The 23,789-nt window shown below is 75.0% G+C and carries 10 protein-coding genes; 7 read left to right on the top strand and 3 right to left on the bottom strand.

What is annotated here, in order from left to right; genetic code table 11:
• Positions 1-70: 70 nt before the first annotated feature.
• Positions 71-14,308, top strand: a complete 14,238-nt coding sequence (locus IE219_RS29460) for a non-ribosomal peptide synthetase (RefSeq protein ID WP_189983037.1) — start codon at positions 71-73, stop codon at positions 14,306-14,308.
• On the top strand, positions 14,305-14,514 hold the full coding sequence (locus IE219_RS29455; protein WP_189983035.1) for an MbtH family protein: 210 nt from the start codon (positions 14,305-14,307) through the stop codon (positions 14,512-14,514). Before IE219_RS29460 ends, IE219_RS29455 begins: the two co-directional genes overlap by 4 nt.
• A gap of 101 nt (positions 14,515-14,615) precedes the next feature.
• On the opposite strand, the gene IE219_RS29450 is transcribed toward IE219_RS29455, so the two are convergent.
• Both IE219_RS29450 and IE219_RS29445 read right to left on the bottom strand, forming a co-directional pair.
• On the bottom strand, positions 14,616-16,586 hold the full coding sequence (locus tag IE219_RS29450; RefSeq protein WP_229850178.1) for an ABC transporter ATP-binding protein: 1,971 nt from the start codon (positions 16,584-16,586) through the stop codon (positions 14,616-14,618).
• Positions 16,583-18,277 carry an ABC transporter ATP-binding protein gene (locus tag IE219_RS29445; RefSeq protein WP_189983033.1) on the bottom strand — a complete coding sequence of 565 codons (1,695 nt, stop codon included), beginning with the start codon at positions 18,275-18,277 and terminating at the stop codon, positions 16,583-16,585. The genes IE219_RS29450 and IE219_RS29445 overlap by 4 nt, the downstream gene beginning before the upstream one ends.
• Positions 18,278-18,555: 278 nt before the next feature.
• Here IE219_RS29445 and IE219_RS29440 point away from each other — a divergent pair, with 278 nt between their 5' ends.
• From IE219_RS29440 to IE219_RS29420, 5 genes are all read left to right on the top strand, one after another.
• Positions 18,556-19,599 carry a FecCD family ABC transporter permease gene (locus IE219_RS29440; RefSeq protein WP_189983125.1) on the top strand — a complete coding sequence of 348 codons (1,044 nt, stop codon included), beginning with the start codon at positions 18,556-18,558 and terminating at the stop codon, positions 19,597-19,599.
• A gap of 74 nt (positions 19,600-19,673) precedes the next feature.
• Positions 19,674-20,708 carry a FecCD family ABC transporter permease gene (locus tag IE219_RS29435; protein WP_189983032.1) on the top strand — a complete coding sequence of 345 codons (1,035 nt, stop codon included), beginning with the start codon at positions 19,674-19,676 and terminating at the stop codon, positions 20,706-20,708.
• Positions 20,705-21,577: an ABC transporter ATP-binding protein gene (locus tag IE219_RS29430; protein ID WP_189983029.1), complete on the top strand. Its 873-nt coding sequence runs from the start codon at positions 20,705-20,707 to the stop codon at positions 21,575-21,577. Before IE219_RS29435 ends, IE219_RS29430 begins: the two co-directional genes overlap by 4 nt.
• 15 nt (positions 21,578-21,592) lie before the next feature.
• Positions 21,593-23,173 (top strand): amidohydrolase, encoded by a 1,581-nt coding sequence (locus IE219_RS29425; protein WP_189983123.1) that lies wholly within the window; start codon positions 21,593-21,595, stop codon positions 23,171-23,173.
• Entirely contained in the window at positions 23,170-23,400 is a 231-nt protein-coding gene (locus IE219_RS29420) for a hypothetical protein (RefSeq protein WP_189983027.1), read from the top strand. Before IE219_RS29425 ends, IE219_RS29420 begins: the two co-directional genes overlap by 4 nt.
• Before the next feature lie 145 nt (positions 23,401-23,545).
• Here the strand turns inward: IE219_RS29420 and IE219_RS29415 are convergent, their stop codons facing one another.
• Positions 23,546-23,719: a hypothetical protein gene (locus tag IE219_RS29415; RefSeq protein WP_189983025.1), complete on the bottom strand. Its 174-nt coding sequence runs from the start codon at positions 23,717-23,719 to the stop codon at positions 23,546-23,548.
• Between the last annotated feature and the right edge of the window lie 70 nt (positions 23,720-23,789).

The raw sequence follows: 23,789 nt of genomic DNA, 5'->3' as shown, positions 1-23,789 counted from the left end.
GGCCTCCCCCGCGGCCGGTCCTGCACCCCGCCCCTCGCCGCCGCATCCCAGGGAAAGGCCACCACGCACGATGTTTGACGTCGAGTCGGATCCGATGCCCACACCCGGAACGCCCGTGACGGGCGGGCAGAACGGCATCTGGCTGGCCCAGCAGCTAGAGCCGGGAACCTCCGCCTACAACATCGTCTTCGCCCTGGACCTGCGCGGCGACATCGACCTGGAACGCCTCGGCGCGGCGGTGCGGCGGACCGTCGTGGAGGCCGACTGCCTCCACGTCCGCATCGCACCGGGGAAGGACGGCGCGCCCCGCCAGACACCCGTCGCCGCCGCCTTCGACGTCCCGGTCGTCGATCTGCGCGGCGCCGCCGTCCCGGAGGAGGCCGCCACCGCCTGGATCACCGCCGACCGCGACCGGCCCGTCGACCTGGAGGCCGACGGGCCGCTCTTCGCCCACGCCCTGCTCCGGCTCGCCGACGACCGCGTGTGGTGGCACCAGCGCTACCACCACATCCTCGTGGACGGCATGGGCGTCGCGCTGATCTCCCGGCGCGCGGGCGAGCTGTACACCCTGGGCGACCGGGCCCCGGCGGGCCCCGACTGGTCCCTGACCCGGCTGGTGGATGCCGACCGAGCCCACCGCGCCTCCGAACGGTACGCGGCCGACCGCGCCTGGTGGCGGGAGCGCATGACCGACCGCGCCGAACCCGTCCGCCTGGTCGAGCGGGCCTCCTCGCTCACGACCCGTCGGCTGCGCCGCTCGGTGCGGCTGTCCGCCGAGGAGACCGGACGGCTGGACCGGGCCGCCGGCCGCGCGGACACCCGCGCCTCGCGCGTCCTGATCGCGGCCGTGGCCGCCTACCTGCACCGGGTGACCGGAGAGCAGGACCTCGTCCTCGGTCTGCCCGTCGCCGCCCGGCAGGACGAGGCCGCGGCCGGTGTCCCCGGCATGGTCTCCAACATCGTCCCGCTGCGCCTGACCGTCCGGCCCGCTACCACCGCGTCCGCCCTCGTGGCCCACGTCCGCGACGCCGTCGCCGAGGCGGTCGAGCACGGCCGCCACCGCGCCGAGGACCTCGCCAGGGACCTGGGTCTCGTCGACGGAGTCGCCGAACTCGTCGGCCCCACCGTCAACGTCCTGCCCCGCTCCGACGACCTGCGCTTCGCGGACCTCGCCGCCGAACTCCGGCCGGAGTGGCTGGGCCCGGTCAGCGACCTGGCCTTCGGCTTCGGGGAGCACCCGGGCGGGACCGGGACCTCCGTGCACCTGGACGCCGACGCCGCCGCCTGCGACGAGGAGACACTGCGCGCGCACGAGCGGCGCTTCCTCGCCCTGCTGCGCGCCTTCACCGAGGACCCGGACCGGCCCGTCGGCCGCCTGGACCTCACCTCGGAGACCGAACGGGACCTCCTGCTCGACGAGTTCGGCGTGGCGCCGCGCGAGACGGCCGAGCTGTCCTGGCCCGCCGCCTTCGAGGCGCAGGTGCGCCGCTCGCCCGGCGCCGTCGCCCTCGTCTGCGAGGAGCGCGAGCTGACGTACGCGGAACTCGACGCCGCCGCGAACCGGCTCGCCCGCCACCTCGTGGACCGCGGCACGCGGACCGAGGACGTCGTCGCCGTCGCCCTGCCGCGCTCCCCGGAACTCGTCGTCGCCCTGCTCGCCGTGATGAAGGCCGGCGCCGCCTACCTGCCGCTGGACGCCGACCACCCCCGGGACCGCATCGCCTACATGCTGGACGACGCCGGCGCCCGCACCGTCATCACCGCGCGCGAGCTCGCCGACGAGCTCCCCGAGCTGCCGCGCGTCACCCGCCTGCTGCTCGACGCCCCGGCCACCGAGCACGCCCTCGCGCGCCTCGACGACACCCGCCCCGGCGTGCCGGTCGCCCTGGACCAGGCGGCGTACGTCATCTACACCTCCGGTTCCACCGGCCGCCCCAAGGGCGTCGTCGTCCCGCACGACGGGGTCGGCAGCCTCATCGCCACCGCCACCGACCGCATCGGCGTCACCGCCGGCAGCCGCGTCGTCCAGTTCGCCTCCGTCGGCTTCGACGTGACCGTCTGGGACCTGATCATGTCCCTGTGCGTCGGCGGCCGGATCATCGTCGTCCCCGCCGAACGCCGTGTCGCCGGACCCGCCCTCACCGAGTACATCGCGCGGCACCGGGCCACGCACATGATCCTGCCTCCGTCGCTGGTCTCCGCGCTGCCCCCGGAGTGCGAACTCCCCGACGGCGCCGTCCTGATCGTGGGCACCGAGGCCGTGCCCAACGAGCTCGTCGCCCGCTGGTCCGGACGGGTCCGGGTGGTCGTCGCGTACGGACTCACCGAGGCGAGCGTCAACTCCACCCTGTGGCCCGCCGACCCGGACCGGCCCGGCGCCGCCCCGATCGGCCGCCCCGACCCCAACACCCGCGCCTACGTCCTCGACACGGCCCTGCGCCCCGTCCCCGTCGGAGCCGAGGGCGAGCTGTACGTCGCCGGACGCGGCCTCGCCCGCGGCTACCTCGGCCGGCACGGACTCACGGCGGAACGATTCGTCGCCGATCCCTACGGCGCACCCGGCAGCCGCATGTACCGGACGGGCGACCGCGTGCGCTGGGGCGCCGACGGCCATCTGGAGTTCCTCGGCCGGGCCGACGGCCAGATCAAGATCCGCGGTCACCGGATCGAACCGGGCGAGATCGAGAGCGCCTTCATGGCCTGCTCGGGCATCGCGCAGGCCGCCGTCCTCGCCCGGGAGGACCACCGGGGCGTCAAGCGCCTCGTCGCCTACCTGGTCGGCGACGAGGGAACGGACACCGAGTCCGCCGTCTCCGCCGCCCGCGCCCGGGTCGCCGACACCCTGCCCGACTCCATGACGCCGTCCGCGGTCGTCGTGCTCGACGGACCACTGCCGCTCACCCCCAACGGCAAGCTCGACCGGCGCGCCCTGCCCGAGCCCCGGTGGACCGCGGTGAGCGGCACGGACGCGCCCGAGGGCCCGGTGGAGACCGTGCTCGCCGGCCTCTTCGCGGAGCTCCTCGGCCTGCCCTCGGTCGGCGTCCACGACAGCTTCTTCGAGCTCGGCGGCGACAGCATCATCGCCATCCAGCTCGTCAACCGGGCCCGCGAGGCGGGCCTCGTCCTCACCCCGCGCGAGGTCTTCCGGCACCGCACGGTCGCCGCGCTCGCCCGGGTCCCGGAGCGGACGGCCCCGGCCACCGCCCCCGTCGAGCTCGACGGAACGGCCCTGCCCGTCTCCCCGCTCCAGGAGGGCTTCTACTTCCACGCCGCCTTCGACGAGGAGGCCGCCGACCTCTACGTCGTGCAGGAACTCCTCGACCTCGACGGCCCCGTCGACCCCGACCGGCTGCGCCGTGCCCTCCAGATGATGCTCGACCGGCATCCCCTGCTCCGCGCCTCCTACCGCCAACTGCCCGGCGGCGAGGTCGTCCAGCGGCTCGCCGACCACGTCACGCTACCGTGGCGACAGGCCGACACCACCGACACCCCTCTCGCCACACTGCTCGCTGCCGACCGGGCCACCCGCTTCGACCTGGCACGACCGCCGCTGATGCGGGCCACCCTGATCCGCGACGGCCGGCACCACCGCCTCCTCCTCACGCTGCACCACATCGTCGCCGACGGCTGGTCCGTCGCCCTCCTCCTGCGCGAACTGGCCACCGCCTACGAGGGTGGCGCGCTTCCCGAGCCCTTCGACCCCCGCCCTTACCTGGAGTGGCTGGCCGCCCGCGACCGGGACGCCGCCCGCGACGCCTGGCGCGGCGCTCTGGCCGGTCTGGACGGGGCCACCCGCCTTGCCGCGCCCGCCGGAGCTGCGGATCCCGACCGGTTCCCCGCCAGGCCCGGACACGTCGACACCCGGCTGCCTGAGGACCTCACCACCGGGCTGAACGCCTTCGCCCGTGCCGGCGGCGTCACCCTCGGCACCGTCCTGAACGGAGCCTGGGCCCTGCTTCTCGGCGCGCTCACCGGCCGCCGGGACGTCGTCTTCGGCACCACCGTGTCCGGGCGGACGACCGAGGTCCCCGGCGTCGACGCGGCCGTCGGCCTGTTCATCAACACCGTTCCGGTCCGCGTGACCCTGCGCCCCGACGAGCCGCTGGGCGCCCTGCTGCGTCGCGTACAGGACGAGCACGCCGCCCTCCTCGACCACCACCACCTCGGCCTCGCCGACATCCAGCGGCTGGCCGGCGGCGGGGAGCTCTTCGACACGCTCGTGGTCGTCGAGAACTTTCCCGCGGGCGACCCCGCCCCCGGACGTGCACCGGGAGCGCTGCGCGTCACCGGTACCGAGGTCCTCGACGCCGTGCACTATCCGCTCGCCCTCGTCGTGGAACCGGGCGACGGCCTGCAGCTGCGGTTCAAGCACGACGCCGCCCGGCTCGACGGCCTCACCGTCGCCGTCCTCGCCACCCGCTTCACCACGCTGCTGCGCACCCTGGTGGCGGACCCGGGACGCACGGTCGCCCGCACGGACGTGCTCTCCGACCGGGAACGCGGCCACCTCGCCGCGTCGCACGCCACCGGGCACGCCGTTCCCGACGCCACCCTCGTCTCCCTGATCGCCGCGCAGACCGCCCGCACCCCGGACCACCCTGCCGTCGTCTTCGACGACACCACCCTCAGCTACGCGGAACTCGACCGGCGCGCCGAGGCCCTGGCCGGCCGGCTGCGCGCCCGCGGTACCGGACCGGAGACGTACGTCGCCGTCGCCGTGCCCCGCTCGGCCGAACTGATGGTCGCCCTCCTCGGCGTCCTCAAAGCGGGCGCCGCCTACCTGCCGGTCGACCTCGACTACCCGGCCGACCGCGTCGCCCTCATGCTCGCCGACTCCGGCGCCCGCACCGTCGTGACCACCGCCGGAGCGGCCGCCCGGCTGCCCCGCACGGACGGCCTCGACCCCCTCGTGCTCGACCTGGCGGACCCCACCGACGCCGAGGCTGCGTCCGGCGTTCCCGGACCGGCCGCCGGACCCGACCACCCCGCGTACCTCATCTACACCTCCGGTTCCACCGGACGCCCCAAGGGCGTCGCCGTCACCCACCGGGCCGTCGTCAACCGGCTCGCCTGGATGCAGGACGCGTACGGGCTCGCCGCCGACGACCGGGTGCTCCAGAAGACGCCGTCCAGCTTCGACGTGTCCGTCTGGGAGTTCTTCTGGGCCCTGACCACCGGCGCCACCGTCGTCCTCGCCCGCCCGGACGGCCACCGCGACCCCGCCTACCTCGCCGAGCTGATCCGCGCGCGACGGATCACGACGCTCCACTTCGTCCCCTCCATGCTGGCCGCCTTCACCCGGGCCATGGAGGGCGCCGCGGCCCGGCCCGACTGGGCGGCGAGTCTGCGGCGGGTCTTCTGCAGCGGCGAGGCGCTCACCGGCGCCGACGCCGGACGCTGGCGGGAACTCACCGGAGGCTCCGCGCACGGACCCGTGCCGCTGCACAACCTCTACGGCCCCACCGAGGCCGCCGTGGACGTCACGTACTTCCCCTACGAGGGCGGCACCGAGCTCTCCGTCCCCATCGGACGGCCCGTCTGGAACACCCGCCTGCACGTCCTCGACCCCTTCCTGCGCCCGGTGCCCGACGGCGTCCCCGGCGAGCTGTACCTCGCCGGAGTCCAGCTGGCCCGCGGCTACCACGGCCGCGCCGCCCTGACCTCCGAGCGGTTCGTCGCCGACCCGTCCGGCCCGCCCGGCACGCGCATGTACCGCACCGGCGACCTGGTGCGCCGCCGCCCCGACGGAGCCGTCGAGTACCTAGGCCGCACCGACCGGCAGGTCAAGATCCGCGGGAACCGCGTCGAACCCGGCGAGATCGAGGCCGCGCTGGCCGCCCTGCCGGGCGTCGCCCGCGCCGCCGTGATCGTCCGCGACGACACCCTCCTCGGATACGCCGTCCCGGCCCCCGGCGCCGCGCCCGCCGGCCCGGCCCTGCTCGCCGCGCTCGCCGGGGTGCTGCCCGCCACCCTGGTGCCCGGCGCCGTGACGATCCTGGACGAGCTGCCGCTGACGCCCAGCGGGAAGCTCGACCAGAACGCCCTGCCGTCGCCCGAGCTCGCCCCCAGGGCCGGCGGCCGTGCGCCCCGCGACGAGCGGGAGAGCGCGCTCTGCCGGATCTTCACCGAGGTCCTCGGCATCGATTCCATCGGGGCCGACGACGACTTCTTCATGCTCGGCGGCGACAGCCTCACCTCGATCGCCGTCGCCACCCGGGCCCGTGAAAGGGGACTGGCCATCAGCCCGCGCGATGTCTTCGAGCACCGCACGCCCGCCGCGCTCGCCGCGAACGCGCCGGACGAGCCCACCGCCGCACCGGCCCCCGAGGAGCCGGCCGCCGACGTGACCGTCTCCGCCGCTGACGCCGGCCAGGCGGCCGCCGCCCTCCAGGCGGTGCTCGCCGCCCAGACCCTCTCCGGCGCGCCGGTCGACCCGGCGCTCAAGGCCCTCCTCGACCAGCTGGCCGCGGCCTCCCCGGCCGAACCCCCGGCCGCCGCCCCGCTGGGCGGCCTCGCACTGACCCCGGAGGAGACCGCCCGCGTCGGGGCCGCCGCCGGACTCCCCGTCGCCGACGTGTGGCCGCTCTCCCCGCTCCAGGAGGGCATGTACTTCCACGCCACCTACGACTCCGGCGACGCACTCGACGTCTACCTCTCCCAGGAGACCCTGGACTTCGACCACGAGCTGGACGCCGACCGGCTGCGCGCCGCCTGCCGCGCCCTGCTCGCCCGCAACACGAGCCTGCGCGCCGGCTTCACCAGCGACGGCCTGCCCCGCCCCGTGCAGTTCATCGCCGACGGCGCCGAGATCCCGCTCACCGTGACCGACCTGGCCGCACTGCACCCCGAGGAGCGGAACGCCCGGGTCGGCGAGCTCCTCGCCGCCGACCGCCGGCAGCGCTTCGACCTGTCCGCGCCGCCGCTCTGCCGCCTCCGGCTGATCCGCCTCGGCGACGGTCGAGACCGGCTCGTCGTCACCCACCACCTCATCCTCTGGGACGGCTGGTCCGCCTGGCTGTTCCTGGAGGAGCTGTTCACCCTCTACGAGCGGGGCGGCGACACCACCGGCCTGACCGCCCCCGGCTCGTACCGCGACTACCTGGCCTGGCTGGACCGGCAGGACACCGGCCGAGCCCTCACCGCCTGGCGCGACTCCCTCGCGGGCTTCGACGAGCCGACGCTCGTCGCCCCCACCGGCCGCGACGCCGGCCCCGTCATCCCGGCCGACCACCACGCCGTCCTGTCCCGGGAGACCGGCGACCGGCTGCGCGTCCTCGCCCGCCGGCACGGCCTCACCCTCAACACCGTGCTCACCACCGCCTGGGGGCTGGTCCTCTCCGCGATGACCGGCCGCGCCGACGTCGCCTTCGGCACCGCGGTCGCCGGACGGCCCGCCGACGTGCCGAACGCGGCCGGCATCATCGGCATGTTCCTCAACACCGTCCCCGCCCGGATCGCCTTCGCCCCGGACGAGCCGCTGCTCGACCTGCTGCGGCGGACCCAGACCGAGCGCGCCGCCGTCATGCCGTACGAGTACGTGGGCCTCGGCACGCTCCAGCAGGAGACCGGCCACCGCCGCCTGTTCGACACCCTGTTCGTGCTCCGCTCCGCCGACGGCGAGGACCGGGCCGCCGAACTGCGCCGACGGCACGGCATCACCAAGGTGTCGAACGTGGACGGCACCCACTTCCCCCTCACCCTGATCGTCACCCCCGGGACCCGGCTGCGCGTCACCCTGGCGGCACGGCCCGATCTCTTCGACGAGGCGGCGTCCGCCACTGTCCTGAGCCGGTTCACGACCGTCCTGGAACGCCTCGCCGCGCTCCTCGACGCCCCCGGCGCCGCCACGGCCCGGACCGTGGGCGTGGACCTGCTGCTGCCCGCCGAGCACGCCGCCCTGACCGCCGGACGGTCCGGCAGCCGCGGCCACGTGCCGGACGAGACCATCGCCGACATGCTGACCGCCCAGGTGGCCCGCACCCCCGACGAGGTGGCGCTGGTCTTCGGCGAGCACGCCCTCACCTACGCCGAACTGGACACGCGCGTCAACCGGATCGCCCGGCTGCTGCTCGCCCGCGGCGCCGGACCGGAGAAGGCCGTGGCGCTCGCGCTGCCCCGCTCCCTCGACATGGTGGCGGCGCTCTTCGCGGTCCTGCGCACCGGCGCCGCCTACCTGCCGCTCGACCTGGACCACCCCGCCGACCGGCTGCGGATGATGGCCGAGGACACCGGACCGCTCTGCCTCGTCTCCACCGCGGCCGTCGCCCCGACCCTGCGCGGCCCCACGGGCCCCGTCGCCCCCGAGGTCCTCCTGGACGACGAGGCCGTGGCCGCCGAGCTGGCCGCCCTGTCCGGCGAGGACATCACCGACGCCGAACGGCCCGCCTTCGCGCACGACGTACCGGGCCGCCTGGAGCACCCCGCGTACGTCATCTACACCTCGGGCTCCACCGGCCGCCCCAAGGGCGTCGTCACACCCTACCGGGGCCTGACGAACATGCAGCTCAACCACCAGAAGGAGATTTTCGACCCGGCGATCGCCTCGGCCGGCGGACGCCGACTGCGCATCGCGCACACCGTCTCCTTCGCCTTCGACATGTCCTGGGAGGAGCTGCTCTGGCTCGTCGAGGGCCACGAGGTCCACGTCTGCGACGAAGAGCTCCGCAGGGACGCCGAGGCCCTGGTCGCCTACTGCGACGCCCACCGCGTCGACGTCGTCAACGTGACCCCCACCTACGCCCAGCTCCTCATCGAGGAGGGCCTGCTCGACCGGGACGAGACGGCGGGCACACACCGCCCCGCCCTGGTCCTGCTCGGCGGCGAGGCCGTCCCCGACACGGTCTGGGACCGGCTGCGCCGCACCGAGGACACCTACGGCTACAACCTGTACGGGCCGACCGAGTACACCATCAACACGCTCGGCGGGTCGACGGCGGACAGCGCCACGTCCACGGTCGGCGTGCCGATCCGCAACACCCGCGCCCACGTCCTGGACGCCATGCTCCGGCCCGTCCCGCCGGGCACCCCCGGCGAGCTGTACATCGCGGGCACCGGCCTCGCCCGCGGCTACCACGACCGGCCCGGCCTGACCGCCGAGCGCTTCGTCGCCGACCCCTTCGGCGAGCCCGGCGAGCGCATGTACCGCACCGGGGACCTCGTCCGGCAGCGCCCCGACGGACTGCTCGACTTCCTCGGCCGCACCGACGACCAGGTCAAGATCCGCGGCTACCGCGTCGAACCGGGCGAGATCGCGGGCGCCCTCTCCGCCCACCCGGCGGTCGCGCACGCCGCTGTCGTCGTCGACGAGTCCACCGGCGTCAAGCGCCTGGCCGGCTACGTCGTCCCCGAGTCCGGGGCCGACGCCGGAGAGGAGCTGCACCAGCGACTGCGCGACCACCTCAAGGCCGCCCTGCCGGACTACATGGTCCCGTCCGCGCTCGTCACCGTCACCACCCTGCCTCTCACCGTCAACGGCAAGCTCGACGTCCGGGCCCTGCCCACACCCGACTTCGCCGGCACCGCCGCCAGCCGCCCGCCGCGCACCCCGCGCGAGGAGACGCTGTGCGGCCTCTTCGCCGAGGTCCTGGGCCTGCCCGAGGGAAGCGTCGGCATCGACGGCGACTTCTTCGAGCTCGGCGGCCACTCGCTCCTCGCCACCCGCCTCGTCAGCCGCGCCCGGACCGCGCTCGACGCGGAACTCGCCATCCGCGACCTCTTCGAGGCTCCCACCGTCGCCGAACTGGCCGAGCGCGCCGACCGCTCCGGCGGCGCGGCCCGCCCGACCCTCACGGCCGCCGACCGCCCCGACGAGCTGCCGCTGTCCCACGCCCAGCAGCGGCTGTGGATGATCCAGCAGATCGAGTGCACCTCCGCCGCCTACAACTTCCCGCTGGTCATGCGCGTACGCGGCGCACTCGACCCCGACGCCTGGCGCGCCGCTCTCACCGACGTGACGAGCCGCCACGAACCGCTGCGCACCCTCTTCCTCACCACCCCCGACGGCCACGCCGTGCAGCGGGTGCTGCCCGCCGGCGAGGCGCGGCCCGTGGTGGAGACCGTGCGCGCCACGGAGGACGAGCTGCCCGGCCTCGTCGCCGCGGCCGTCGGCCGCCCCTTCGACCTCGCCACGGAACTCCCGCTGCGGGCCACCGTCGTGGAGCTGGCGCCCGAGGACCACGTCCTGGTCGTACTGCTGCACCACATCACCACCGACGAGTGGTCGGACCGCCCCTTCCTGCGGGACCTCGCCGCCGCCTACGCGGCACGCGCCCGGGGCGACGCCCCCGCGTGGGAACCGCTGCCGGTGCAGTACGCCGACTACGCGCTCTGGCAGCAGCGGCTCCTCGGCGACCCGACGGCCGGCGACAGCCTCGCCGCCCGGCAGCTGGAGCACTGGCGGACGGCGCTGGCCGGCGCCCCCGAGGAGCTGGAGCTCCCCACCGACCGGCCCCGGCCCGCCCGCCCGGCGTTCACCGGCGCCGAGCTGGACATCGCCTTCGACGCCGGGACCCACGAGGGCCTGCGGCGGCTCGCCCGGGAGACCGGAGCCAGCATGTTCATGGTGGTGCACGCGGCCGTGGCCGCCCTGCTGCACCGCATGGGCGCGGGCACCGACATCCCGCTCGGCTCGCCGATCGCCGGACGGACCGACGAAGCCCTCGACGACCTCGTCGGCTTCTTCGTCAACACCCTGGTGCTCCGCACCGACCTGAGCGGCGACCCCGGCTTCACCGAACTGCTGGCCCGGGTCCGCGCGACCGACCTCGCCGCGTTCTCCCACGCGGACGTGCCCTTCGAGGCTGTCGTCGAGGCGCTCAATCCCACCCGTTCCCTCGCCCGCAACCCGCTCTTCCAGGTCATGGTCGGCTACCACGCCCGGACCGGAGAGGAGCTCACCCTGCCCGGCCTCGCCGTGGAGTACGTGCCCTTCCGGGTCCGCTCGGCCAAGTTCGACCTGGTGTTCAGCTTCACCGAGCACACCCCCGCCGACGGCGCCCCCGGCTCCCTGACCTGCCGCCTGGAGTACGCCACCGAGCTCTTCGACCGTGAGACCGCGCAGGAACTCGGAGCCCGGCTCCGTCGGCTCGTCGCCACCGTCGTCGCGGCGCCCGAACGGCCCCTGTCGCAGGCGGAGGTCCTCACCGGCGACGAGCGGCGGCTCGTCCTGGAGAGCTTCAACGGCGCACCGCGCGCGGTCGACGAGGAGACGTTCCCCGGCCTCTTCGCCCGGCGCCTCGCCGAACGGCCCGATGCCGTCGCCGTCGTCGACCGCGCCCGCTCCGTCACGTACGCGCAGCTCGACGCCCGCTCCGACCGGCTCGCCCGGCTGCTCGCCGCCCGCGGCGTCGGTGCCGAGAGCGTCGTCGGCGTGGCGGTGCCCCGGTCCGTCGACATGGTCGCCACCGTGCTGGCCGCCCTGAAGCTGGGCGCCGCCTTCCTGCCGCTCGACCTCGCCCACCCCGCCGACCGGCTCGCCTACATGATCGAGGACTCGGGGGCCGCTCTCGTGGTCGCCACCGAGCCGGCCGCGGGCAAGATCCCCGGCGTACCGGGCGTCCCGCTCGTGCTCCTCGACGCCCCCGGCACCGCCGCCGAGCTCGACGCGCTCCCCGGCCTTCCCCCGGAGCACGGCCGGGTCGCCCTCGACCAGGCCGCGTACGTGATCTACACCTCCGGCTCCACCGGCCGCCCCAAGGGCGTGGTCGTGCCCCACGAGGGCATCTCCAGTCTGGTCGCGACCGCCGTCGACCGGATGGGTCTGCGCCCCGACAGCCGCGTGCTCCAGTTCGCCTCGATCGGCTTCGACGTCTTCGCGTTCGAGCTGGCGATGGCACTGTGCCACGGCGGCCGGCTCGTCCTGATCACCGACGAGGCGAGGGTCGCCGGACCGGCGCTCACCGACTTCCTCGCGGACCAGCGGATCACCCACATGATCCTGCCGCCGTCGCTGGTCTCGGCGCTGCCGCCCGGCTGCGAGCTCCCCGAGGGCTCGACCGTCCTCGTCGGCACCGAGACCGTCCCCCCGGACCTGTTCGAGCGGTTCGGTGCCACGGCCGACCTGATCTGCGCCTACGGACTCACCGAGGCGACGGTCAACTCCACGCTGTGGCCCGCCCGCGAGTACGGCGGCACCCCGGCGGGACGGGTCCCCATCGGCCGCCCCGACCCCAATACCCGCGCCTACGTCCTCGACGGGAACCTGCGGCCCGTGCCCCCCGGCGTGGTGGGCGAGCTGTACGTCGCCGGACGCGGCCTCGCCCGTGGCTACCTCGGCAAGCCGGGGCTGACCTCGGAGCGGTTCGTCGCCGACCCGTACGGAGCGCCCGGCAGCCGCATGTACCGCACCGGCGACCGGGCCCGCTGGCGCCGCGACGGCAACCTCGACTTCCTCGGCCGGGTCGACACCCAGGTCAAGATCCGCGGCTTCCGGATCGAGCTCGGGGAGATCGAGGCGGCCCTCGCCGGACACCCCGCGGTCGCCCAGGCCGCCGTCCTGCCGGACCGCGACGGCGACATCGTCCGCCTGATCGGCTACGCGGTCCCGGAGCCGGGAGCCGCCGGGGAGGCGGACCCGCAGGAGCTGCGCGCCCACGTCGCCGGAGTGCTGCCCGAGTACATGGTCCCCGCGCTGGTGGTGCCGCTCGACGGCCCGCTGCCGCTGACCCCCAACGGCAAGCTGGACCGCAAGGCGCTGCCCGCGCCGGACTGGTCGGCGATGACCGGAGACGTCCACCCGGCCACCGCGTCGCAGGCCCGCCTCGCCGGAATGTTCCGCGAGATCCTCCGGCTGGACTCCGTCGGCGTGCACGACGACTTCTTCGCGCTCGGCGGCCATTCCATGGCCGCGATGCGGCTGCTCGGCCGCATCCGCGCCGGGTTCGGCGTCGAGCTCGGCATCCGGGACGTCTTCGACGCGCTGACCGTCGCCCGCCTCGCGGCCAGGCTCGACGGCGCCGCGGCCGCCCGCCCGCCGCTGCGCCCCGCCGCGCGCGGCGGCGAGCCGCTGCCCCTCGCACCCGGCCAGCGCTCCCGCTGGCAGGCGTACCGGAGCCGTCCCGGCTTCGACCACGCCCTGGTCCTGCGCGCCCCGGACGGCTTCGACGAGGCGGCGCTCGCCGCCGCCCTCGACGACGTGACCGGCCGTCACGAGCCGCTGCGCACGGCCTTCGAGGAGCGCGGCGGCGCCGTGCTCCAGCGGCCCGCCCCGGCTCCGGACCTGACCACCGAGTCCTGCGCCGACCCGGAGACCCGCCTGCGCGAACTGGCCGCCGGGACGTTCGACCCGACGCGGGAGGCCCCCCTGCGGGTCCACCTGCTGACCGGTCCCGACGGCGCCCAGGCCCTGCTGCTCGCCCTGCACTACCTCGCGGTCGACGAGTGGTCCGTGGTCCCGCTCCTGCGCGACCTCGCCACGGCCTACACGGCCCGCACCCGGGGCCTCGCCCCGGCCTGGGAGCCGCTGCCCGTCTCGTACGCGGACTACACCCGCTGGGCCCACGAGGTCCTCGGCGACCCAGCGGACCCCGACAGCCGCGGCGGGCGCCAGCTCGCCCACTGGCGGGAGACGCTCCGGGACGTCCCGGCCCGGCTGGCCCTCCCGGCCGAAGGCGGCCGGCCGGCCGCCGCGGACCCGGCGCACCGGCCCGCGGAGCAGGTCGGGTTCGTGCTCGACGCGGAGCTGCACACGGCCGTGGACGAGCTGGCCCGGGCCACCGGCACCAGCATGTTCATGGTGCTGCACTCGGCCTTCGCGGCCCTTCTCACCGCGCACGGCGCGGGCACCGACCTGCCCATCGGCACGATGGTCGCCGGCCGTGCCGACGACCAGCTCGCCGACCTCGTCGGCAGCTTCCTCAACACGGTCGTGCTGCGCACCGACACCGCGGGCGATCCGACCTTCGCCGAGCTGCTGACCCGGGTCCGGGAGACCACGCTGCGCGCCCTCGACCGGCAGGAGGTCCCCTACGACGAGGTCGCCCGCACCACGGGCCTGCCCGTCGGGGGACCGCAGGTCATGGTGGTCCACCACGAGCAGGCCGACACGGCCCTGCTGGAGGGCGGCGTGGGCACGCTGGACGTGGTACCGACCGGCTGGTCCCGCGCCGAGCTGACCCTCGGCTTCCACGAACCGCGCGGCGACGGCCCCGTGCACTGCGCCCTGACCCACGCCACCGGCCTGCTCGGCCCCGACGGGGCCCGGCGACTCGCCGACGAACTCCAGCGGCTGCTGCGCACCGTGGCGACCCGTCCGGAACAGCCCCTGTCCGAGCTGTTCACCGCACCGTCCCCGAGGAGGGACCACGCATGACGACCAACCCGTTCGAAGACCCGCAGGGCACCTTCCTGGTCCTGGTCAACGACGAGAACCAGCACTCGGTGTGGCCGTCCTTCGCCGACGTCCCGGCCGGCTGGCGCACGGTCGCCGGGCCGGACACCCGCGAGGCCTGCCTCGGGTACGTGGAGGAGCACTGGACCGACCTGCGTCCGGCGAGCCTGGCCGCCCGGCAGGACTGACCGGCCGGCACCGGTCCCACACACGCACGGCCGCGGCCCGCGGAGGGAAGACCTCCGCGGGCCGCGGCCGTGCATGGGGGCCGCCGGTGCGGACGGCCCGCCTACCGGCCCCCGCCGAGCGCGGAACCGGCCCCGGAGCGGTCCGAAGGGCCGGGCGCGGGCACGTCCGCGGTGGCGTGACCGGCCGCCCGCGCGCCCGCCGCCGACGGGACGTCCGCCTCCTGCCGGCTGTCCGACCACGCGGCCCACAGCTCCGCGTACCGGCCGCCGGCCGCGACCAGTTCGGTGTGGGTGCCGGTCTCGACGACCCTGCCCCCGTCGAGGACGACGACCCGGTCGGCGGCGGCCGCCTGAGGGAGGCGGTGGGCGACGACCACGCCGGTACGGCCTTCCAGGGCGCGCTCGGCCGCCTCCTCCAGTACCCGGGCACCGGCGCTGCCCGCGTCGGCGGTCGCCTCGTCCAGAATGGCGATCGGCGGATCCGCGAGCACCAGCCGCGCCAGCGCCACGTGCTGGGCCTGCGCGACTGTCAGCCGGTGACCGCCCTCGCCCACCACGGTGGCGAGGCCCTCGGGCAGGGCCTCCGCCCAGTCGAGGGCGCCCACCGTGGCGAGAGCGCGCCGCAGCTCCTCGTCGGTGGCGTCCGGCTGGGCCAGGCGCAGGTCGGCGCCGAGCGGGCCGGCGAAGACGTGGACCTCCTGGCTGATCAGGGTCACCGCGCGCCGGACGCCCTCCGGGCCCAGCTCGCGCACGTCGACCCCGCCGAGGGAGATCGATCCGCCGGTCGGCGTGTGGATGCCGGCGATGACCTTGGCCAGGGTGGTCTTGCCCGCCCCGCTCGCACCGACCAGCGCCACCCGCTCCCCGCTGCGCACGTCGAGGGTGATGCCGGACAGCACCGGGCGTCCGTCGGCGTACGCGTGGCCGAGCCCGGTCACGCGTACGGCGCCGTCGGCCGGCGCCTTCCCCCCCTCCGGGGTCCGCTCGGCGGGCAGGTTCGCCACGCCGATGAGGCGGGCGAAGCTCGCGCCGGCGGACTGGGCGTCGTCGATGAGGTAGAGGGCGGCGTTGACCGGGTTGAAGAGGCTGTGGAAGTACAGGGCGGCGGCGGTGGCGGTGCCGATGCTCACGGCCCCGTTCCGGACGAGGAGGAAGCCGGTGCCGAGCATGGCGGCGAGGCCGATGAACTCGGCCAGGTTCAGCCGGGAGAAGAACCCGGTGACGATGTGCAGCCCGCGCAGCGCCACGTCGCGCGCGGCCCCCGACCGGTCCTCCAGGAGCGCGGCGTGCGGGCCGTTGAGCCGGAAGGCCCGTACGGTACGCACCCCGCCGATGCTGTCGAGCAGCTGGTGCTGGAGCGCTCCGGTGGCGACGCGGTGCTTCGCGTACACGGGGGCGGCCCGGCGCAGGTACCAGCGGACGGACAGGATCTGGACGGGTACCGCGAGGAGCGCGGCCAGCAGGAACCGCCAGTCCAGGACGGCGAGGCCGGCCAGGGTGAGGACGATCGTCAGCGCGGAGCGGGTGAACTCGGGGAGCGCCTGGCGCACCGATTTGGCGATCATGGAGACGTCGCTGGTGACGCGGGAGACCAGGTCCCCGGAGCCGGCCGCCTCGACGCGCTCGAGGGGCAGCCGCAGCGCCCGTTCGATGAACCGCTCGCGCACGGTGGCGAGCACCGTCTCGCCGAGCCGGGCCACCAGCACGCCGCCGGCCACGGCCGCGGCGCCCCGCGCCAGGGCCACCACGACGAGCAGGACCAGCGGGACCGTCAGGGCCCGCGGCCCCTCGCGCTCCACCACGAGGTCGACGATGTGACCGAGCAGCGGGGCGGTCAGCAGGCCGATCCCGGTGCCGGCGACGAGCACGAGGGCGGCGGCGACGGCCAGGAGCCGGTGGCCGCTCAGGATCCCCCGCAGCGCCGCCAGGCTCTCCGCGCCGCCGGCCGTCGGGAGGAGCGCGCGGCCCGGGTGGTCCGTGCTGGTTCCGCTCATGTCGGTCTCCGTCTGCGTGTCGCCGGTCGGGGGCGTGATCTCCGTGACATCCGCGCGGTCGTCGTGCAGGGCGGTCATGCGAGCACCGCCCTGCGGTAGGTCTCGTTCGCGGTGACGAGTGCGGCGTGCGGTCCCTCGGCCGTCACGGTCCCCCCGTCGAGGACGACCACCCGGTCCGTCACCGCGAGGAGCGCCGGACTGGTCGTGACCAGGACGGTGGTCAGCCCCCAGCGGCTCTCCCGCAGGCGGGCGGCGATCCGGGACTCGGTGACCGTGTCCACGGCCGTGGTGGGGTCGTGCAGGACGAGGACAGGGCGGTCGGTGGCGAGGGCCCGGGCGAGCGCGACGCGCTGACGCTGCCCGCCGGACAGGGACCGGCCGCGCTCGGCGAGCACCGTGTCCCCGCCGTCCGGCAGCAGCCGGGTCACCTCGTCCGCCGTGGAGGCGGCCAGGGCGGCGTCGACCGACTCCCGGCCGGCGGCCCCCGCCCGCACGTTGTCCAGGAGGCTGCTCTCGAACAGGTCGGCGTCGTGGGGGGAGACGAGCACGCGGCGGCGCAGCAGATCCGGGTCGAGCTCGGTCAGCGGTACGCCGTCGAGTTCGACGTGTCCGTCGGCGGGGTCCGTCTCGCGGGCGAGGGCGAGGAGGAGGTCCCGGGCGGCGGCCGGATCACGGGTCACGACGCCGGTGAGGCTGCCGGCCGGGAAGTCGAGGTCGACCCCGCGCAGGTCGCCCAGGTGGACGTTGCGCAGCCGGACGTGCCCGGCGGTGGCGCCGTCGGGGGCCCGCTCACCGCCGGTGACGGCGGTGGGGGAGGCGAGGACGTCGGCGATGCGGCGGGCGGAGGCCCGGGCCTGGGCGAACTCGGCGTTGGAGTAGGCGAGGAGCTGGAAGGGGGCGAGGAGGAACTGCGCGAGTCCGACCGCGGCGACCAGGTCGCCGACGCTGATGCTGCCGTTCATCGCCAGGTAGGCGCCGACGATGCCGATGACCGCGATGAAGACGCCGGTCAGGGCGAGGAGCGCGCCTTCGTGGCCGGCGCGGCTGCGGGCCGCCCGCAGCGCCGCGGCCAGCGACTCCTGGCTGGTGGTGCGGTAGCGGTCCACGGCCGCGGACTCGGCGCCCATGCCCTTGAGGACGCGGAGGCCGGAGACCAGGTCGGCGGCGACGCCGGAGGCGTGCGCGGCGCTCTCCTGCTCGGTCTCGCTGCGCTGTTCCAGGGGCCGGCTGATGCGGTGGCCGAGCCAGAGCAGGGGCGGGATGCCGAGGAGGACGAGCAGGCCGAGCGGGACGGAGATCCTCAGCAGGGCGACGGCGCTGACCACGAGCGCGGCGATCGCCGCGCAGCCGTAGGGGAGCACGGTGGCGACGGAGCCGACGCGGCGGGCGTCGTTGGTGGCGATGCTGGTGAGCGCGCCGGGCAGGCGGTCGGCGTCGGCGCCGCCGCGCGGGTCGAGGACGCGGGCGCCGAGTTCGAGGCGGAGCCGGTGGGCGGCGTGTTCCCCGGCGCCCTCGGCGATCCTGGCGCTCGTCCGGTAGCAGGTGGACAGCACGAGGAAGAGGACGCCCAGGAGCAGTAGCCAGCGCAACAGGGCCTGGGCGGAGCCGGTGGCGAACGCCGAGTCGATGGCGGCGCCGATGACCACGGGGACCAGGGCCTCGCACGCCTGGTGGATCATGCCGAGCGCGGACGCCGGGACGATCCTTCGGCGCTGGCCTCTGATCGCCTCGCGGAGGACGAGTCCTCCGGTCGGTCCTCCAACAGGCATGGGACCCTCCATCCGGAGTCATGGGAAAGTTAGGTAAGGCTATCCTGAAGGTCGAGCAGGCGTGGTGCGGCCGAACATCCCTGCGGGTGAGTGCCCTGACGGGCCATCTCGCCCTGTGCGCAGGCGCGTTGACCCACCGACCACGTTCGGTTAGCCTCGCCTAAGTTGCAAGCCTCAGGTGCGTCGAACCGCCACCTCATCCCTACAGCGCGCGAACGCCCGCGGCACGCGCGCACCGCCGTCAGGGGGAAAAGTCGTTGCCGGTCGAAATCCGGGTGATGTCCGACGCGGAGGCCGCCCCCACCGTCCTGCCCGCACCACGCCGAGGCGCCGCGCTGCGGGGCACCGGACTGCTCGTCGTCCTGGCCGCGCTGGTCCTGGTGGCTCTGCTGAGCGTGTGGACGGGCACGCGGGGGATCGCGTTCTCCGCCACGTGGAACGCGCTCTGGAACCCCGACGGATCCGAGACCTCGGTCATCATCCACGACTACCGCATCCCCAGGACCCTGCTCGGACTGCTCGTCGGCGCGGCCCTGGGACTGTCGGGCGCGCTCATGCAGGCACTGACCCGCAACCCGCTCGCGGAGCCGGGACTGCTCGGCATCAGCCTCGGTTCCTCCGCCGGCGTCGTCGTCGCCATCGCCTTCCTGGGGGTGGGGTCCGTCCTCGGGTACGTGTGGTTCGCCTTCCTCGGCGCGGCCCTCGCCTCGGCGGTCGTCCACCTGCTGGGCTCGGCCGGACGCCAGCTCGCGACCCCCGACCGCCTGGTGGTCGCCGGTGCCGCGGTGACGGCGGTGCTGTACGCCTTCAACTCGGCGGTTCTTCTGCTGAACCCGCGCGCCTTCGACCAGTTCCGCTTCTGGACGGTGGGCTCGCTCGCCGGCCGGTACCTCGACATCGTGTACGTGGTCCTGCCGTTCGTGGCGACCGGACTGGTGATCGCCCTGCTGCTCGGCCCCTCGCTCAACGCCCTCGCCCTGGGCGACCAGATGGGGCGGGCGCTGGGCGTGAACGTCCACCGGACCCGGATCCTCGGCGCCGTCGGCGTCATGCTGCTCTGCGGCGCCGCGACCGCCGCCGCCGGACCGATCGCCTTCGTCGGCCTCGTCGTCCCGCACATCGCGCGCTTCGTCGTCGGCCCGGACCAGCGCTGGGTGCTCGCCTACTCGATGCTGCTCGCCCCCGTCCTGCTCATCGGCGCGGACGTCCTGGGCCGGGTGATGGGCGCGCCGGGCGAGGTCCAGGTCGGCATCGTCACCGCGTTCCTGGGCGCGCCCGTGTTCCTCGCGCTGTGCCGACGCCGAAAGCTGGTCATGCTGTGAGCACCGCACACGACACGCCCCCCGCCCCTCCGGCGCCCGCGACCACCACGGGCCGGTGGGTCCACCGGCCGCGCGTGATCACCGGAACCGTCCTGCGCGCCGGCGGACTGTCGGTACGGATACGGGGCCGGGCCATCGTCGTGACGGCCGCGACCCTCGCCGTCCTGGTCGCGGTCGCGCTCATCAGCCTCACGACCGGCGACTACGAACTGTCCGTCGGCGAGGTCGTCCGGGCGCTGGCCGGACAGGACTCGGGAGGCGCCGACTTCATCGTCAACACCCTGCGCCTGCCCCGCCTGCTCACCGCCCTCACGGTCGGCGCCGCCCTCGCCGTCAGCGGCGCGCTCCTGACGAGCCTGACCGGCAACGCGCTGGGCAGCCCGGACATCATCGGCTTCACCAACGGCTCGGCCGTCGGCGCGCTCACCGTCATCATCCTGGTGCACGGCAGCATGACCCAGATCGCGGCCGGCGCCCTCGTCGGAGGCCTCGCCACCGCCGCCGCCGTCCACTTCCTCATGCTCGGCCGCGGACTGCACGGCTTCCGCCTGATCGTCACCGGCATCGGCGTCAGCACCCTCCTCCTCGCCGTCAACTCCTACCTGATCACCCGGGCGACCTTCCAGGAGGCCCTGGAGGCCCAGGCGTGGCTGATCGGCAGCCTCGGCAACCGCGGCTGGATCCACGCCCAGGCCATCCTCCTGGCCTGCGCGGTCCTCCTCCCGCCCGCCTTCGTCCTCTCCCGCAGGCTCTCCATGGTCGAGATGGGCGACCTCACCGCCACCGCCCTCGGCGTGAACGTCACCCGCACCCGCGCGACGCTCCTCGTCGTCAGCGTCGCCCTGGCCGCCTTCGCCACCGCCGTGACCGGCCCGATCTGGTTCATCGCCCTGGCCGCGCCCCAGCTCGCCCGGCGCCTGACCCGCACCGCCGGCCCCGCCCTGCTGCCCGCCGCGCTCACGGGCGCGCTGCTCCTCGCCGGCAGCGACCTCGCCGCCCAGCGCCTGTTCGCCCCGGCCCTTCTCCCCGTCGGTACGGCCACCGGCACCATCGGCGGGCTGTACCTGATCTGGCTACTGATCACCGAGTCGCGAAAGAGCCGCGCATGACAGCACCACACCCTCCCACGCCCCGGCTGCGCGCCGAGGACCTGACGCTCTCCTACGACCAGCGGACGGTCGCCACCCACCTCGGCGTCGACATCCCGGACCACTCCTTCACCGTCATCATCGGCCCCAACGCCTGCGGCAAGTCCACCCTCCTCAAGGCGCTCGCCCGGATGCTGAAGCCCCGCCACGGGCAGGTCCACCTCGACGGCGCCGCCATCGCCTCGTACCGCTCCCGCGAAGTCGCCCGCCGCATCGGACTCCTCCCGCAGACCTCCACCGCCCCCGGCGGCATCACCGTCGGCGACCTCGTCGCCCGCGGCCGCTACCCCCACCAGGGGCTCCTCAAGCAGTGGTCCGCCGACGACGAGACGGCCGTCGTCGACGCCATGCGGCAGACCGGCGTCCTCGAACTCGCCGACCGGCCCGTCGACGACCTCTCCGGCGGCCAGCGCCAGCGCGTCTGGCTCTCCATGGTCCTTGCCCAGCAGACCTCGCTGCTCCTCCTCGACGAGCCCACCACCTTCCTCGACATCGCCCACCAGGTGGACGTCCTCGACCTCTGCGCCGACCTCCACGCCCGCAAGGGCCACACCGTCGTCGCCGTGCTGCACGACCTCAACCAGGCCTGCCGCTACGCCACCCACCTCGTCGTCATGCGCCCCGGCGGCACCGTCGCCGCCGAAGGCGCCCCCGCCGACGTCATGACCGCGGAACTCGTCGAGGACGTCTTCGGCCTGGCCTGCCGCATCATCGACGACCCCGAGACCGGCACCCCCCTCATGATCCCCGCCGCACCCCGGCGGTTCGCGCCCGAGGACGGCGAAGGGCACGGCCGGTCGCCCGAATCCGTGATGGCCGAACCCCGTTAGGACGGACAGCCCATGATGCTCTGTACGAGGCTGACGAACGCGAACATCCTCACCATGGACCCGGACCACCCGGTCGCCCGCGACCTGGGCATCTGGCGGGGCCGCGTCGTCGGCGTGGACGAGGCCGTGACCTCGCTGCCCGCCCGGGAGGTCGTCGACCTCCAGGGGGCCACCGTGCTGCCGGGGTTCATCGACAGCCACGTGCACCTGTCGTGGGCCGGACTCAAGGCGCGCACCTCCAGCATCGCCGGGCTCACCCGCGTGGAGGAGGTCCTCCGGGCCGTGGAGGAGGCCGCCACGCGTGGCGGCGGACCCGGCTCCTGGGTCAGCGTCGGCGGCTACGACCAGCGGGTCCTCGGCCGGCACCTGACCGCCGCCGAACTGGACAGGGTCGGCCACGGGCGCCGGATCTTCCTCATGCACGACTCCGGCCACGCCTGCGTCGTCAACACCGCGGTGCTCGACCTGCTCCCGGCCGACGTCCCCCACGAGGACGGCCTCCTCGTGGAAGGCGCCATGGGCGCCGTACGGAAGCTGCGGCTGCCGTACTCCCAGGCCGAGCTCGCCGACGCCATCGAGCACGCCGGCCGCGCCTGCCTTGCGGAGGGCATCACGGCCTGCGCCGAGGCCGGTATCGGCGGAGGGCTGCTCGGGCACAGCGCCGTCGAACTCGGCGCCTACCAGCTCCTGCGCGACGAGGGCCGGCTGCCCCTGCGGGTCCAGCTCATGCCCGGCGGCGACACCCTGAAGCCGGTCCGCACCCACGAGCACGACGGCATACCCCGCGCGCTCGACCTCGGTCTGCGCACCGGCTTCGGCGACGACTGGCTCTCCGTCGGCGCGCTCAAGATCTACACCGACGGCGGGATGATGGCCCGGACGGCCGCCCTCACGGAGCCGTACGAGGGGATGGAACACACCGGACAGCTCCAGGACGACCCCGACCGGCTCACCGACCTCATCGTGGACGGCCACCTCGCCGGCTGGCAGCTCGCCGTGCACGCGATCGGCGATCGCGCGGCCGACCTCGCCCTCGACGCCCTGGAGCAGGCACAGAAGGCGCGCCCCCGCCCCGACGCCCGGCACCGCGTCGAGCACGCCGGGCTGATCCGCCCCGACCAGCTCCCGCGCTTCGCCCGGCTCGGCGTCAGCGCGGTGGTCCAGCCCAACTTCCTGCGCTGCTTCGGCGACGACTACGCCGACGTCATGGGGGAGCGGCGGGCCCCCTGGATGTACCGGGGCCGCGGCTTCCTCGACCACGGCGTGACCCTCGTCGGCAGCTCCGACCGGCCCGTCACGGACGGCTCCCCGCTGCGCGCCGTCCAGTTCATGGTCGAGCGCACCTCCGTCTCCGGCCGGCCCATCGGACCCGACGAGGCCGTCACCGTGGACGAGGCGCTGCGCGCCTACACCGTCGCCGGCGCGTACGCCTGCCGCTGGGACGACAGCGCGGGCGTCCTCGCCCCGGGGAAGCGTGCCGACCTCGTCGTACTGGGAGACGACCCGCGGCGCGTCGCCCCCTCCCGGATCGGTGGGATCGAGGTCGTGTCGACCTTCGTCGACGGCCGCGAGGCCACCGGGGAGGCCAGGCCGTGAGCGGCGACGGAAACGTCCCGGAGCGCTTCGCCGAACTGTGGGAGCCCCCGGCCGTGCCGCCGCGCTGGGTCATCTGGCACACGGGCGCCGACGAGCCGATGGTCTTCGACCGGAGCTCCAACTTCCCGGTCGACGTCGACGACCGGTTCCTCCCGGAAGTCCTGCGCCGCATGCGGACGGCCGGAGCCCCGGAGACCGACGACTACCCGGGCGGCCCCTGCGCGTAGCACCTCGTCGGCCTGGCCACCGACCGGACCCGACCTCTCGGCCCTGTGGCCCTGCCGGGCCCGGCTCCTCCGCTCCGCAGGCATGCCGGCGGCACCGGCCGTGCCGACGGGCCGCGGTGTCACGGCCCGTCCGCGCGCGTCGCCGTCAGGTGCCGTCGTCCGCGGAGGCGTCGAGGATTTCGGGGAGGGCCGACACGAGGGCCGCGGCCTCTTCCTCCTCCAGTGTCAGGGCGGGGGCCAGCCGGACGACGGCGGGTCCCGCCGAGTTCACCAGGAAGCCGGCGTCCTGCGCGGCCCGCCGGACCCGCGCGGGATGCACAGCGACAGCGCGATCACCCTCATAGGCTCGCTCGCGTTCGAACGACTTCGTACACCACATGGGGGAATCG

Origin of the sequence: Streptomyces termitum (assembly GCF_014650175.1) — a bacterium.
Taxonomy (GTDB): domain Bacteria; phylum Actinomycetota; class Actinomycetes; order Streptomycetales; family Streptomycetaceae; genus Streptomyces; species Streptomyces termitum.
This window is presented reverse-complemented; position numbering and strand designations above follow the sequence as displayed.

Bases quoted from the DNA above. Each gene is read 5' to 3' on its own strand.
- IE219_RS29460 (WP_189983037.1), top strand. From the start codon at position 71: ATGTTTGACGTCGAGTCGGATCCGATGCCCACACCCGGAACGCCCGTG.
- IE219_RS29455 (WP_189983035.1), top strand. From the start codon at position 14,305: ATGACGACCAACCCGTTCGAAGACCCGCAGGGCACCTTCCTGGTCCTG.
- IE219_RS29450 (WP_229850178.1), bottom strand. From the start codon at position 16,586: ATGACCGCCCTGCACGACGACCGCGCGGATGTCACGGAGATCACGCCC.
- IE219_RS29445 (WP_189983033.1), bottom strand. From the start codon at position 18,277: ATGCCTGTTGGAGGACCGACCGGAGGACTCGTCCTCCGCGAGGCGATC.
- IE219_RS29440 (WP_189983125.1), top strand. From the start codon at position 18,556: ATGTCCGACGCGGAGGCCGCCCCCACCGTCCTGCCCGCACCACGCCGA.
- IE219_RS29430 (WP_189983029.1), top strand. From the start codon at position 20,705: ATGACAGCACCACACCCTCCCACGCCCCGGCTGCGCGCCGAGGACCTG.
- IE219_RS29425 (WP_189983123.1), top strand. From the start codon at position 21,593: ATGCTCTGTACGAGGCTGACGAACGCGAACATCCTCACCATGGACCCG.